At 65.7% G+C, this 13,041-nt stretch carries 9 protein-coding genes; 5 read left to right on the forward strand and 4 right to left on the reverse strand.

Going from position 1 to position 13,041, the window contains the following annotated elements; genetic code table 11:
- Positions 1-5: 5 nt before the first annotated feature.
- The gene (locus CO675_RS10325) at positions 6-641 is read right to left on the reverse strand and encodes a LysE family translocator (RefSeq protein ID WP_097671848.1); all 636 of its coding nucleotides are present in this window, start codon (positions 639-641) and stop codon (positions 6-8) included.
- Between the two features lie 240 nt (positions 642-881).
- On the opposite strand from CO675_RS10325, the gene CO675_RS10330 reads away from it, so the two are divergent.
- Together CO675_RS10330 and CO675_RS10335 are read left to right on the forward strand one after the other, a co-directional pair.
- Positions 882-2,681 (forward strand): adenylate/guanylate cyclase domain-containing protein, encoded by a 1,800-nt coding sequence (locus CO675_RS10330; RefSeq protein WP_198964556.1) that lies wholly within the window; start codon positions 882-884, stop codon positions 2,679-2,681.
- A gap of 60 nt (positions 2,682-2,741) precedes the next feature.
- Positions 2,742-3,401, forward strand: coding sequence for a hypothetical protein (locus CO675_RS10335; RefSeq protein WP_097671788.1), 660 nt, complete (start codon positions 2,742-2,744; stop codon positions 3,399-3,401).
- Positions 3,402-3,428: 27 nt separating this feature from the next.
- Here CO675_RS10335 and CO675_RS10340 read toward each other — a convergent pair whose 3' ends face one another.
- Positions 3,429-4,376, reverse strand: coding sequence for an alpha/beta hydrolase (locus CO675_RS10340; RefSeq protein ID WP_097671789.1), 948 nt, complete (start codon positions 4,374-4,376; stop codon positions 3,429-3,431).
- 220 nt (positions 4,377-4,596) lie between these two features.
- Between CO675_RS10340 and CO675_RS10345 the strand changes: the two genes are divergently transcribed.
- Positions 4,597-5,073 (forward strand): Hsp20 family protein, encoded by a 477-nt coding sequence (locus CO675_RS10345; RefSeq protein WP_038384347.1) that lies wholly within the window; start codon positions 4,597-4,599, stop codon positions 5,071-5,073.
- Between the two features lie 82 nt (positions 5,074-5,155).
- Here CO675_RS10345 and CO675_RS10350 read toward each other — a convergent pair whose 3' ends face one another.
- On the reverse strand, positions 5,156-5,974 hold the full coding sequence (locus CO675_RS10350; protein ID WP_097671791.1) for a hypothetical protein: 819 nt from the start codon (positions 5,972-5,974) through the stop codon (positions 5,156-5,158).
- A 472-nt stretch (positions 5,975-6,446) separates the two neighbouring features.
- Here CO675_RS10350 and gltB point away from each other — a divergent pair, with 472 nt between their 5' ends.
- Together gltB and CO675_RS10360 are read left to right on the forward strand one after the other, a co-directional pair.
- On the forward strand, positions 6,447-11,210 hold the full coding sequence (gltB, locus tag CO675_RS10355; RefSeq protein WP_097671792.1) for a glutamate synthase large subunit: 4,764 nt from the start codon (positions 6,447-6,449) through the stop codon (positions 11,208-11,210).
- Between the two features lie 138 nt (positions 11,211-11,348).
- Positions 11,349-12,806: a glutamate synthase subunit beta gene (locus tag CO675_RS10360; RefSeq protein ID WP_097671793.1), complete on the forward strand. Its 1,458-nt coding sequence runs from the start codon at positions 11,349-11,351 to the stop codon at positions 12,804-12,806.
- Between the two features lies 1 nt (position 12,807).
- Here the strand turns inward: CO675_RS10360 and CO675_RS41250 are convergent.
- Positions 12,808-13,041, reverse strand: a 234-nt coding sequence (locus CO675_RS41250) for a hypothetical protein (RefSeq protein ID WP_210203134.1), incomplete at its 5' end; no start/stop codon positions are given.

Consider the following 13,041-nt stretch of genomic DNA (forward strand, 5'->3'; position numbering starts at 1 on the left):
GACGACTAGCGCGCCTCCAGCATGGCGACGCGGACGCCGAGATAGATGAAGAGCGCGCCGAGCGAGCGGTTGATCCAGGCGATCACGCCGGTCGATTGCCGGATGCGGCCGGCAGCCCGTGCCGCAAAGGCGGCGAGGCCAAGGCACCACAGCGTGCCGCCGGTGATGAAGATCAGCCCGAGCACCAGGAAGGCGAGCGTCTTGTGGGCCGAGTCCGCCGCCACGAATTGCGGCAGGAATGCCAGGAAGAACAGCGCCACCTTGGGGTTGAGGATGTTGGTCAGCGCCCCCTGCCAGAACACACGCGAGATCGAGGTCTCGCCGCCCTGCCCGGCGATGTCAGCGATCGGCTTGGCGCGCGACAGCAGCATCTGCAGGCCGGTCAGCACCAGATAGGCCGCGCCGATCAGCTTCACCGCCAGGAACGCGGTCGATGACGCCATCAGCAGCGCCGACAGCCCGATCGCCGCGCCCAGCACGTGGACCAGGCAGCCGCAGCTGATACCGATCGCCGCAGCGGCTCCGCCGCGCCATCCGTGCTGAATCGTGCGCCCTATGATATAAGCGGTATCCGGCCCCGGCGTGACGTTGAGCAGCAGCCCGGACAGGACAAATAGCCAAAGCTCGTGAATTCCCAGCATCTCGGCCACATTAACCTATGTAAGTAACGACCCCGAAAGGACGGTCAGCCAACCTGCGCCATCGCAGCGACACACGAATTCAGTAGAGAAATGGACTGTACGATCCGTTGGTCGCATGCCAATTCCTGCTACTATGCATTATAGGTGCCCGTAAACTGAGCTTCCGCCGGACCCGGCCTGTCTTGTAAGTACCGGATTCGGTCACCTCGGCTAAGTGGCCAATTCCAGGGCACAGGAGACATGGAAAGACGGCTCGCTGCCATTCTTTGCGCTGATATCGCCGGCTATTCCCGCATGATGGGTGTCGACGAGGCGGGGACGCATGCCTCGTTCAAGGCGCACCGCAGCGCGATCTACCCGATCATCCTCAACCATGGCGGCCGAATCGTCAAAAACACCGGCGACGGCTTCCTGCTGGAATTTCCGAGCATCATCGGCGCGATCGAGGCTGCCGTCGCGATGCAGACCCTGATGGCCGAGCGCAACGAACATCTGCCGGCCGACCGCGCCATGCACTTCCGGATGGGCGTCCACATGGGCGACGTCATGGCCGACGAGGACGAGGTGTTCGGCGACGACGTCAACATCGCGGTCCGCCTCGAGACCGTCGCCGTACCGGGCGGCATCGCGGTGTCGGACAAGGCCCGCACCGAGTCAGGGCGGCGGCTTGCCGTCAGCCTGGTCGATGCCGGCCCGCACCGCTTCAAGAACATCACCGAGCCGGTCCATGTCTGGACCTGGGCGCCGGCCGGCTCCGACAAACAGGAGCAGGTTCCCGACGACGGCCCGCATCTGCCGGGGCAATACCGGACCGCAATCGTCGGTGTGCTGCCGTTCGACAATCTGAGCGGCGGCGCCGACGAATATTTCTCCGACGGCCTGACCGAGGATCTGATCCACGCGCTGTCGCTGCAATCCTTCTACCGCGTGCTGAGCCGCAACTCGACCTTCGCCTACAAGGGCAAGAACGTCTCGACCCGCCTGATCGCGCGCGAGATCGATGCGACCTATCTGATCCAGGGCTCGGTGCGCCGCGCCGGCAACAAGATCCGCGTCTCCGCCGAGCTGATCGCGCCCGAGAAGGGCGAACAGCTGTGGACCGGCCGCTACGACCGCGACATGGGCGACCTGTTCGCGATGCAGGACGAGATCACCGCCAACCTCTCCGCCGCGGTGGCCCAGGAGATCTACCGTGCCGAGGCCTCGGCACCGGCGCGCTCGCCGAATGCCGAGCTGACCGCGTGGGACCGCTTCCTGAAGGGCCTGTCGCATTACTATCACCAGACCAAGGACGATTGCGAAACCGCGATCGCGCTGTTCAAGGAGGCGATCGAGCTCGACCCCGCGCTCTCGATCGCGCGCGCCTATCTCGCGCTGATCCAGATCCAGAGCGTGCAGTTCGGCTGGATTCCGAGCACGCGCGAATTGTGGGCCTCGTCGGTCAGCCTGGCCGAGAGCAGCGTCCGGCTCGACCCGCGCTCCTCGTTCGCATTTTCGCTGCTGGCCTATCTGCATGCGATGCAGGGCCACTACGAAGCCGCGATGGACGCCATCAAGCGGGCGATCGAGCTCAACCCCTACGACATGGGCGCCCGCGGCGTGCTCGGCATCTGCCATATGGTGATCGGCGATCATCGCAAGGCGGTCGATCTGTTCTCGACCGCGGTCCAGCGCGGCAACAGCGACCCGCGCTACCAATGGGGAGCTCTGAACGCGTTCAGCCATTACCTGCTCGGACAATACGACGCATCGCTGTCATGGTCGCGCGAAACGCTCTACCTCAACCCGAACCACCTGCAGGGTCTTGCGGTGCGCGCCGCGGCACTCGCCCAGCTCGGCCGCGCCGACGAAGCCGCGCAGGCCGCCGAAGCGCTGCTCGCCAACCATCCCGACCTCACGGTCGAGCGTCACCTGCGCAATTTCCACTGGAAGAACCCGGCCGATATCGCGCTCTATCGCGATGGCCTCTTGAAAGCCGGCCTCCCCTTCGGCAAACTCGCTCTGGTTGCATCCAACTCGAAATTCGCCGCTGATTCCTGAGCGAATTCATCCACGAGTAACGGATGCTTTTTAAGCTGAAGCTTTTCAGGATGGGGTTTGATGTCCGATACGGCTGCAAGCGCGGCACCCGCCCCGCAGGTTTCCCCTGACAATCCGTGCCCGTTCCTGCGTGCACTGGTCGCCGGCGACTATGTCGGAGGCCATATCGTGCCGCTGCCGAAGCTGACCGAAACCATCGACCGCGCCACCGGCAAGACCGGCCTTCCGGCGCTCAGCGCCGGCGCCAAGATCTTCATGGTTGCGCAGATGGCCAACGGCATCGGCCCGTTCAGCCAGGTGCGCAGCCTGTTGCAGGGCGCCATCCTCGACGAATTGCGCAACGGCCCGCTCGACAAGCACGGCGCCGGCTCGCGCATCCTCGATCAGCATGCCGTGGTGCATGAGGACGAGATCGCGCGGCTCGCGACCTTCGGCACGGACCACAAGGCCCCCGACGGCAGCGTCGAACGCGGGCTGTCGGCTTCCGAGATCAAGAATTTCATGGCGGCAAACTTCCAGCGCGCCAAGGACGAGCATCCTCCGTCCTACGCGATCCTGCACTGCTACTATCCGCTGCTGATGCTCGGCGAGTGGCCGGTGCTGCTCGACATCATGGGCAAGGGCGAAGGCCAGGACCGCTATCTCAGCGTCGCCGAGGTCAGGACCTTGTTCGTGGAAAAGCGCTTTCCCGACCGGATCGTCGCGCTGCTCAACGGCTGAGCCGCGAGCCCCACACCGATAGACCGTTCACTTGAACAGCGGCGTACCCGGCACGAAGGCGTCGAACGCCGCCCAGAATTGCCCGCGGTAGCGATCCTGCTCCTGCAGGATCTCGTGCTTGGAGCCGGCGATCACCAGATGCGAGCCGGCGCGCAGATGGTAGGCGAATTCCTCGATCGCCGCCGTCGACACCACCTCATCATTGCTCGCCGCCAGCATCAGGATCGGCTGCCGGATTTCGGTCGGATACGACATGCCGCGGAAGGTGCGCATCGCGGTGAACGCGGTGTCGGCCCAGGCGACCGTCGGCGCCGCGATGCCGAGCGTCGGGTCTTCTTCCAGGATCGCCGCATTGCGGGCGTGGCGCACCGGGTCGCTGGTGACGGGATTGCCGATGAAGGGTGCAAGGCCGACCAGTTCATCGTTGCCGCCCGGAACGTAGTTGCCGCCCTGCCCGGTCAGCCGCATGATCCTGAGCAGCGCGCTCGGAAAGAACGAGACGCGGCGGCGCGGCAGGTCGATCATCGGCGCCGACAGCACCATGCGGTCGAACCAGCGCTTGCCGGCATGCGCGACCCGCAGCAGGACAGCGCCGCCCATCGAATGCGCCAACGCGAAATAGGGCGGTGGGCAATCCGGCAGCACCACCTGCTGCACGAAAGCCTCGACATCGACCTCATAGTCGGCGAAGTCGCGCACATAGCCCTTGCGTGGATCGCGTAGCCGCCGCGACGAGTGGCCCTGCCCGCGCCAGTCGATCATCGCCACCGCAAAGCCGCGGTCGCGCAGGTCGCGCACGGTCTCGAAATATTTCTCGATCATCTCGCCGCGTCCGCCGAACACGCAGACCGTGCCCTTGCGGCCGGGCGGCGGCGCCCAGCGCGCGAAGCGCAGCTCGGCCCCGTCTGGTGTCTTGATGGTGCCACTGACAACGTCGTCCGGAACCGGGTTGGCGGGGATCGAGACGAGCGTCATGCAGGAGACCGAGGTGGTGGGACAGGATGGAGATCAAGCACGCCGGCGCCGAAATAAGCTGCGCGGTTTCCGCCTCTTGAACGCGACGTGCCCCCTCCCATATCACCTCAGTGCAGGCCGCTACCAGTGTTTCGGACCCGGAACATGAGGCTGCACACATCTAAGCCCGGCCCGATGGCGGGCGGGTAACTGAAACAGTCGCTCATTGGAGGACTACCCCATGCGTAGCTACGACCTCACACCGTTCTATCGTTCCACCGTCGGCTTCGACCGCCTCTTCAACCTGCTCGATCAGGTGACCTCGGACGGCAGCCCCGGCTATCCCCCCTACAACATCGAGCGCACCGGCGAGAATGCTTACCGGATCAGCGTTGCGGTCTCCGGCTTCTCGCAGGCCGAGCTTTCGATCGTCGCGAAAGAGAACACGCTGACGATCAAGGGTGAGAAATCCGCCAACGAGAACTCCGGCAACGGCTCCGAAGTGCTCTATCGCGGCATCGCCTCCCGCGCCTTCGAGCGCGTCTTCCAGCTTGCCGACTTCGTGCAGGTGAAGAACGCTTCGCTCGAGAACGGCCTGCTCCACGTCGATCTTGTCCGCGAGATTCCCGAGGCCAAGAAGCCCCGCAGCATTCCGATCGGCGGCGGCGAGAAGGCCCCGCAGGTGGTTGACGGCTCGGCCGGCAAGGTCGCGGCCTAAGCGACACGTCCCGCGTCAGCAGATATTGGCTGCACGCGAAAACGCCCCGGGAAACCGGGGCGTTTTTTGTTGGCTGTCATTGCTACTCCAGCCCCTGCACCTTCGGCATTTCCTGGGTTGGCAGGATTGCGGGCGCGGGCGGCGGCGGCGAAGCGGCCTGACCGACGGTCGGAGCCTCGGCTTGCTGAACGGCCTGCGGTGCGGCCGCCTGGGCTTCGGCCGGCTTCGGTGCGGCCGCGGCCTGCTCCGCCGGCGCGGGTGCGGCTGCCTGGGCCGGCGCAGGCGGTGGCGCGACGGTCGGGGAGACGGCGGCCTGGGCTGCCGGAGCGGGAGCCTGAGCCACTGCCGGCGGAGAAGCCGGCGCCGGACCTGGCGCCGACTTGGCCGCGAGCGGGCTCCGCTTCGGCACCGGCACGCGGCTGGCGACATGCGGGATCGGGAGCGGCGGCCTCGGTACCCGGGCCTGGATCGCGCGCGGCATTGGGCCAACCGGGCCGTAGGTCGCGCTCATCTCCTCTTCGTAATTGTCGCCGAGCCGGTAGGCCGGGGTGAAGCGGACGATGTGCCCATCGCGGGCGTCGATCACCAGCCGGCCGTCGTCGCCGCCCTGGTCGATCACCGAGATCGTGTAGACGAAGCCGCGCTGCTGGGGTGCGCCGAGCGGCAGATAGCCGTTCTCGCGCAGCACGGTGTAGACCTCGACCGGCGGCAGCAGGCTCGGGACGCGGCCGAAGCGCGGCGGCGGCGGAACCTCGGGCATGGCAGCGTAGGGCCCGTCCATGTCGGACACCCTGACGAGGGCCGGGCTGCCGATCCGGGCTGACGTCACCAGCTGCGCCTGGGCGGAGGCTGCGCTGAGCGCGAGGGCGGCAGCTGCGACCGAACCTGTGAACAACTTCATCGCCGTAACTCCTGTCTGGCCCGCCCTCTGGGAGCTTCCCGCTCTCTTGCCGGCTTGCCGGGCAAAATTTCGGATTGAATTCCGGCGGTCCTTGGTCCCTCCTTGGGCCGGATCACGGCGTGTTTGCTTCGAATCAGGGGCGCCCGGGCGCCTACCGAGCTGTCCGATCCAAGCATGCGGGCGAGGACTTCCTCGCGCTTGTGTGATAGACAAAAATTTGGCAAGGTCGAGGTTAGGACAGCAAAGCTGTCTCAATTTCGGGGCCATTCCGGCATAGGGATTGCAACGAAAACTCGGCGCCCCGGGCTCCGAGAATGCTGCAGGCAGGGCCGTCCCCTAGGGGACGTTGAAACGCCCATCGCCTGAATTTAGGAAAATGCGGCTCGCGGCGGACGAGCGGTGGCCCGGTGGGTGCCGCAACGTCCAAGGTGCGCCAAATACGGTGAGGCCCCTTACGAAAGGGAGAGGACACATGAGCGGGTCGGAATTCGAGCGCGAAACCATCGTGACAGGCATGCTGTCGGCGACCGCGGACTCGAAAGCCGCCGATGCCGCGCATGATGCATCCTTTGGACCGCACACCCCCGAGCTTCACACTTGGCGCCCGCAGGCCGAAGGCCTGTACGACCTGAGCCTGGAGAAAGACTCCTGCGGCGTCGGCTTCATCGCCAACATCAAGGGCCAGAAGTCGCATCAGATCGTCTCCGACGCGCTGAGCATCCTGTGCAACCTCGAGCATCGCGGCGCCGTCGGCGCCGATCCGCGCGCCGGTGACGGCGCCGGCATCCTGGTGCAGATCCCGCACGCCTTCTTCGCGCGCAAGACCTCCGAGCTCGGCTTCAAGCTGCCGCAGCCCGGCGAATACGCCATCGGCGCGCTGTTCATGCCGCGCGATGCCGCGTGGCGGAACGTGATCAAGAGCATCATCGCCGACGAGATCAAGAACGAGGGCTTCAAGCTGCTCGGCTGGCGCGACGTGCCGTCAGACAACTCCTCGCTCGGCGTCACGGTGAAGCCGACCGAGCCGTATCACATGCAGGTCTTCATCGGCCGCAACAATGCGGTCAAGACCGAGGACGATTTCGAGCGCCGGCTCTACATCCTGCGCAAGTCGATCTCGCAGGCGATCTATCAGCGCCGCGACCGCGGCATGGCGGGCTATTATCCGTGCTCGCTGTCGTGCCGCACCGTGATCTACAAGGGCATGTTCCTCGCCGACCAGCTCGGCAAGTACTATCCCGATCTGCATGAAGCGGATTTCGACAGCGCGCTGGCGCTGGTGCATCAGCGCTTCTCGACCAACACCTTCCCGACCTGGTCGCTGGCGCATCCCTACCGGATGATCGCCCATAACGGCGAAATCAATACGCTGCGCGGCAACGTCAACTGGATGGCGGCGCGGCAGGCCTCCGTGCATTCGGAGCTCTACGGCAAGGACATCAGCCGGCTGTGGCCGATCTCCTATGAAGGCCAGAGCGACACCGCCTGCTTCGACAACGCGCTCGAATTCCTGGTGCAGGGCGGCTACTCGCTGCCGCACGCCGTGATGATGATGATTCCGGAAGCGTGGGCCGGCAATCCCCTGATGGATGAGCAGCGCCGCGCGTTCTACGAATATCACGCCGCGCTGATGGAGCCGTGGGACGGCCCGGCCGCGATCGCCTTCACCGACGGCCGCAAGATCGGCGCGACGCTCGACCGCAACGGCCTGCGCCCGGCGCGCTATCTCGTCACCAAGGACGACCGCATCGTGATGGCGTCCGAAATGGGCGTGCTGAAGATTCCGGAGGACCAGATCGTCACCAAGTGGCGGCTGCAGCCCGGCAAGATGCTGCTCGTCGACCTCGAGCAGGGCCGCCTGATTCCCGACGACGAGATCAAGGCCGACCTCGCCAAGAGCCATCCCTACAATGACTGGCTGCACCGCACCCAGATCCAGCTCGAGGAGCTGCCGGATGCGCCGGCCAAGGGCGTGCGCTCCAACCTGCCGCTGCTCGATCGCCAGCAGGCGTTCGGCTACAGCCAGGAAGACATCACGATCCTGATGACGCCGATGGCGGCCACCGGCGAGGAAGCAGCCGGCTCGATGGGCAACGACACGCCGATCTCGGCGCTGTCGGACAAGCCGAAGCAGCTGTTCACCTACTTCAAGCAGAACTTCGCGCAGGTGACCAACCCGCCGATCGACCCGATCCGCGAAGAGATCGTGATGAGCCTCGTCTCGATCATCGGGCCGCGGCCGAACCTGTTCGACCTGCAGGGCGTCGCCTCGACCCAGCGCCTCGAAGTGCGGCAGCCGATCCTGACCGATGCGGACCTCGAGAAGATCCGCTCGATCTCCGACGTTCCCGAGACCCACTTCAAGTCGCGCACGCTCGACACCACCTTCCACGCCGGCTTCGGCGCGGCGGGCATGGAGCAGGTGCTCGACGAGCTCTGCGCGCGCGCCGAGGGCGCCGTGCGCGAGGGTATCAACATCATCATCCTGTCGGACCGCATGACCGGTACCGACCGGATTCCGATCCCGTCGCTGCTCGCCTGCGCCGCCGTGCATCATCATCTGATCCGCACCGGCCTGCGCACCTCGGTCGGCCTCGTGGTGGAGTCAGGCGAGCCGCGCGAAGTGCATCACTTCGCCTGCCTCGCCGGCTACGGCGCCGAAGCGATCAACCCCTATCTCGCGTTCGAGACCATCCTCGCGATGAAGGACCGGCTGCCCGGCGCGCTCGACGACTACGAGATCGTCAAGCGCTACATCAAGTCGATCGGCAAGGGCCTGCTCAAGGTGATGTCCAAGATGGGCATCTCGACTTACCAGTCCTATTGCGGCGCGCAGATCTTCGACGCGGTCGGCCTAAAGGCGGACTTCGTCGCCAAGTATTTCGCCGGCACCCACACCAGGATCGAGGGCGTCGGCCTCGGCGAGATCGCCGAGGAGACCGTGCGGCGCCACACCGATGCGTTCGGTGACGGCCAGATCTACAAGAGCGCGCTCGACGTCGGCGGCGAATATGCCTACCGCACCCGCGGCGAGGACCATGCCTGGACCGCGGAATCGGTCTCGACCCTGCAGCATGCCGTGCGCGGCAACTCGCTGGAGCGCTACCGGGCGTTCGCCAAGATCCTCAACGAGCAGTCCGAGCGTCTGCTGACGCTGCGCGGCCTGTTCCGGATCAAGAGCGCCGAGGACGACAAGCGCAAGCCGGTCAAGCTCGAGGACGTCGAGCCGGCCAAGGACATCGTCAAGCGGTTCTCGACCGGCGCGATGTCGTTCGGCTCGATCTCGCGCGAGGCGCACACCACGCTCGCGATCGCGATGAACCGGATCGGCGGCAAGTCGAACACCGGCGAAGGCGGCGAGGAATCCGACCGCTTCAAGCCGCTGCCCAACGGCGATTCGATGCGCTCGGCGATCAAGCAGGTCGCCTCGGGCCGGTTCGGCGTGACGACGGAATACCTCGTCAACTCCGACATGATGCAGATCAAGATGGCGCAGGGTGCCAAGCCCGGCGAAGGCGGCCAGTTGCCCGGCCACAAGGTCGACGCGACGATCGCCCGCGTCCGGCATTCGACGCCGGGCGTCGGCCTGATCTCGCCGCCGCCGCATCACGACATCTACTCGATCGAAGACCTCGCCCAGCTGATCTACGACCTCAAGAACGTCAATCCCGACGGCCAGGTCTCGGTCAAGCTGGTGTCGGAAGTCGGCGTCGGCACGGTTGCGGCCGGCGTCGCCAAGGCACGCGCCGACCATGTGACGATCGCGGGCTTCGAGGGCGGCACCGGTGCCTCGCCTTTGACCTCGATCAAGCATGCCGGCTCGCCGTGGGAGATCGGCCTTGCCGAAACCCATCAGACGCTGGTGCGCCAGCGGCTGCGCAGCCGCATCGCGGTGCAGGTCGACGGCGGTTTCCGCACCGGCCGTGACGTCGTGATCGGCGCGCTGCTCGGCGCCGACGAGTTCGGCTTCGCCACCGCGCCCCTGATCGCGGCGGGCTGCATCATGATGCGCAAGTGCCACCTCAACACCTGCCCGGTCGGCGTTGCGACCCAGGATCCGGTGCTGCGCAAGCGCTTCACCGGCCAGCCCGAGCACGTCATCAACTACTTCTTCTTCGTCGCCGAGGAAGTGCGCGAGATCATGGCGCAGCTCGGCTACAAGTCGTTCGACGAGATGGTCGGCCAGGTCCAGATGCTGGACCAGACCGCGCTGGTCTCGCATTGGAAGGCCAAGGGCCTCGATTTCTCCAAGCTGTTCGTGCGGCAGAAGGAGGAGAAGGGCCAGACGATCTATCACTCGGAGGGCCAGAACCACCATCTGGAGGCCGTGCTCGACCGCCGGCTGATCGAGAAGGCGCAAGCCGCGCTCGATCGCGGTGCGCCGGTCAAGATCGAGGAAGAGATCAACAACACCGACCGTTCCGCCGGCGCGATGCTGTCGGGCGCGGTGGCCAAGATCTACGGCCATGCCGGCCTGCCGCTCGACACCATCCATGTCGGCCTGAAGGGCACGGCGGGACAGGCGTTCGGCGCCTGGCTCGCCAAGGGCGTCACCTTCGAGCTCGAGGGTGAAGGCAACGACTATGTCGGCAAGGGCCTCTCGGGCGGCTGCATCATCGTCAAGCCGCCGAAAAACTCCGGCATCGTGCCGGAGGAATCGATCATCGTCGGCAACACCGTGATGTACGGCGCGATCGCGGGCGAATGCTACTTCCGCGGCATCGCCGGCGAGCGCTTCGCGGTGCGCAACTCCGGCGCGGTCGCGGTCGTCGAAGGCGCCGGCGATCATTGCTGCGAATACATGACCGGCGGCATCGTGGTGGTGCTTGGCAAGACCGGACGCAACTTCGCGGCCGGCATGTCCGGCGGCATTGCCTACGTGCTGGACGAGAGCGGCGACTTCGATAAGCTCTGCAACCTTTCGATGGTCGAGCTGGAGCCGGTGCTGTCGGAGGAGATGATCAACGCCGACACCTATCACCACTCCGGCGATCTCGAGGCGCATGGCCGGGTCGACGTATTCCAGAACCTGCTCGAGTCCGACGTCGAGCGGCTGCACGTCCTGATCACGCGTCACGCCAAGCTGACCGGCTCGAAGAAGGCGGCCGAGATCCTCGCCGACTGGAAGAGCTGGCTGCCGAAATTCCGCAAGGTGATGCCGGTGGAGTACCGCCGCGCGCTGAAGGAAATGAAGGCCAACGCCGACGCCGAGCCGAAGATCGCGATCGGCGCGTAGTATCACCGGGCGTCATTCCGGGGCGCGCCATCGGCGCGAGCCCGGAATCTCGCCGAACCACTTCGAGACCTCCGGGTCTGCGCCTCGCGGCGGAGCCCGGAATGACGGACAACTGAGATGCAGGGGCATCGGGTTTCAATGGGTAAGATCACAGGTTTTCTCGAGATCGAGCGGCATGACCGCAAGTACGAGCCGGTCGCCGATCGGCTCAAGAACTTCAACGAGTTCGTGATTCCGCTGAGCGAGAAGGACACGCGCGACCAGGCGGCGCGCTGCATGAATTGCGGCATTCCCTATTGCCACGGCACCGGCTCGACCGCGCCGGGCACGCCGGGCTGCCCGGTCAACAACCAGATCCCCGATTTCAACGACCTCGTCTATCAGGGCAACTGGGAAGAAGCCTCGCGCAACCTGCACTCGACCAACAACTTCCCCGAATTCACCGGCCGGATCTGCCCGGCGCCGTGCGAGGCGTCCTGCACGCTGAACATCGACGACAACCCGGTCACCATCAAGACCATCGAATGCGCGATCGTCGACCGCGCCTGGGACAATGGCTGGCTGAAGCCGGAGATCGCAGGGCAGAAGACCGGCAAGAAGGTCGCCGTGATCGGCTCCGGCCCCGCCGGCCTCGCCGCCGCGCAGCAGCTCGCGCGCGCCGGCCATGAGGTGCATGTCTACGAGAAGTTCGCCAAGGCCGGCGGCCTGCTGCGTTATGGCATTCCCGACTTCAAGATGGAGAAGGGCATCATCGACCGCCGCGTCAAGCAGATGGAAGCCGAGGGCGTCACCTTCCACTACGGCAAGGCCGTCGGCGGCGCGACGCCCGGCGCAATCGATCCGCAGGAGCTCGCCAAGCAGTATGACGCCGTGGCGCTGACCGGCGGTGCGGAAGCCCCGCGCGACCTGCCGATCCCCGGCCGCGACCTCGCCGGCATTCACTTCGCGATGGACTTCCTGCCGCAGCAGAACCGCCGCGTCTCCGGCGAGCCGCTGAACGGCACAGCCGACATCCTCGCCGGCGGTAAGCATGTCGTCGTGATCGGCGGCGGCGACACCGGTTCGGACTGCATCGGCACCTCGTTCCGGCAAGGCGCCAAGTCGGTGACCCAGCTCGAGATCATGCCGGCGCCGCCCGAGCACGAGAACAAGGGCGTGACCTGGCCGAACTGGCCGCTGAAGATGCGGACCTCGTCGAGCCAGGCCGAAGGCGCGGTGCGCGAATTCGCCGTGCTGACGACCAAGTTCGAAGGCGCCGACGGCAAGGTGATGAAACTGCATTGCGTCAAGGTCGACGACAAGTTCAAGCCGCTGCCCGGCACCGAGTTCACGCTCGATGCCGAGCTGGTGCTGCTGGCGATGGGCTTCGTGCATCCGGTGCACGAGGGCCTGCTCAAGACGCTCGGCGTCGACCTCGACCAGCGCGGCAACGTCCGTGCCTCGCTGCACGACTACCAGACCTCGCGCGCGAAGATCTTCTCGGCTGGCGACATGCGCCGCGGCCAGTCGCTCGTGGTCTGGGCGATCCGCGAAGGCCGCCAGTGCGCCCGCTCGATCGACAGCTTCCTGATGGGCAAGACCGACCTGCCGGGGTAAGTCAGCGCGACCATCGGGCCGGGCTGCACATCACAAACCGAGCTGTCATCGCCCACGAAAGCGGGCGATTCGCTGCGCGAATGAAGCCGATTCGGATTCGCGTCAAGGAATATATTACTATTTCCACGCACCCTTGTTCCTTGCGCGAATCGCGCCCGATCATCAGCGTTGGGTTGCTTTGTTGTTTTCTGTCCCCGGGCTTGATTTGAGCGCCGGAAGGATGGCGAGCAGCAGG

Origin of the sequence: Bradyrhizobium sp. C9 (assembly GCF_002532045.1) — a bacterium.
Classification (GTDB): domain Bacteria; phylum Pseudomonadota; class Alphaproteobacteria; order Rhizobiales; family Xanthobacteraceae; genus Bradyrhizobium.

What these genes read in the sequence shown, in the direction of transcription:
- CO675_RS10335 (WP_097671788.1), top strand. Translation starts at nt 2,742, where the DNA reads ATGTCCGATACGGCTGCAAGCGCGGCACCCGCCCCGCAGGTTTCCCCT.
- CO675_RS10325 (WP_097671848.1), bottom strand. Translation starts at nt 641, where the DNA reads ATGCTGGGAATTCACGAGCTTTGGCTATTTGTCCTGTCCGGGCTGCTG.
- CO675_RS10330 (WP_198964556.1), top strand. Translation starts at nt 882, where the DNA reads ATGGAAAGACGGCTCGCTGCCATTCTTTGCGCTGATATCGCCGGCTAT.
- CO675_RS10350 (WP_097671791.1), bottom strand. Translation starts at nt 5,974, where the DNA reads ATGAAGTTGTTCACAGGTTCGGTCGCAGCTGCCGCCCTCGCGCTCAGC.
- CO675_RS10345 (WP_038384347.1), top strand. Translation starts at nt 4,597, where the DNA reads ATGCGTAGCTACGACCTCACACCGTTCTATCGTTCCACCGTCGGCTTC.
- CO675_RS10360 (WP_097671793.1), top strand. Translation starts at nt 11,349, where the DNA reads ATGGGTAAGATCACAGGTTTTCTCGAGATCGAGCGGCATGACCGCAAG.
- gltB (WP_097671792.1), top strand. Translation starts at nt 6,447, where the DNA reads ATGAGCGGGTCGGAATTCGAGCGCGAAACCATCGTGACAGGCATGCTG.
- CO675_RS10340 (WP_097671789.1), bottom strand. Translation starts at nt 4,376, where the DNA reads ATGACGCTCGTCTCGATCCCCGCCAACCCGGTTCCGGACGACGTTGTC.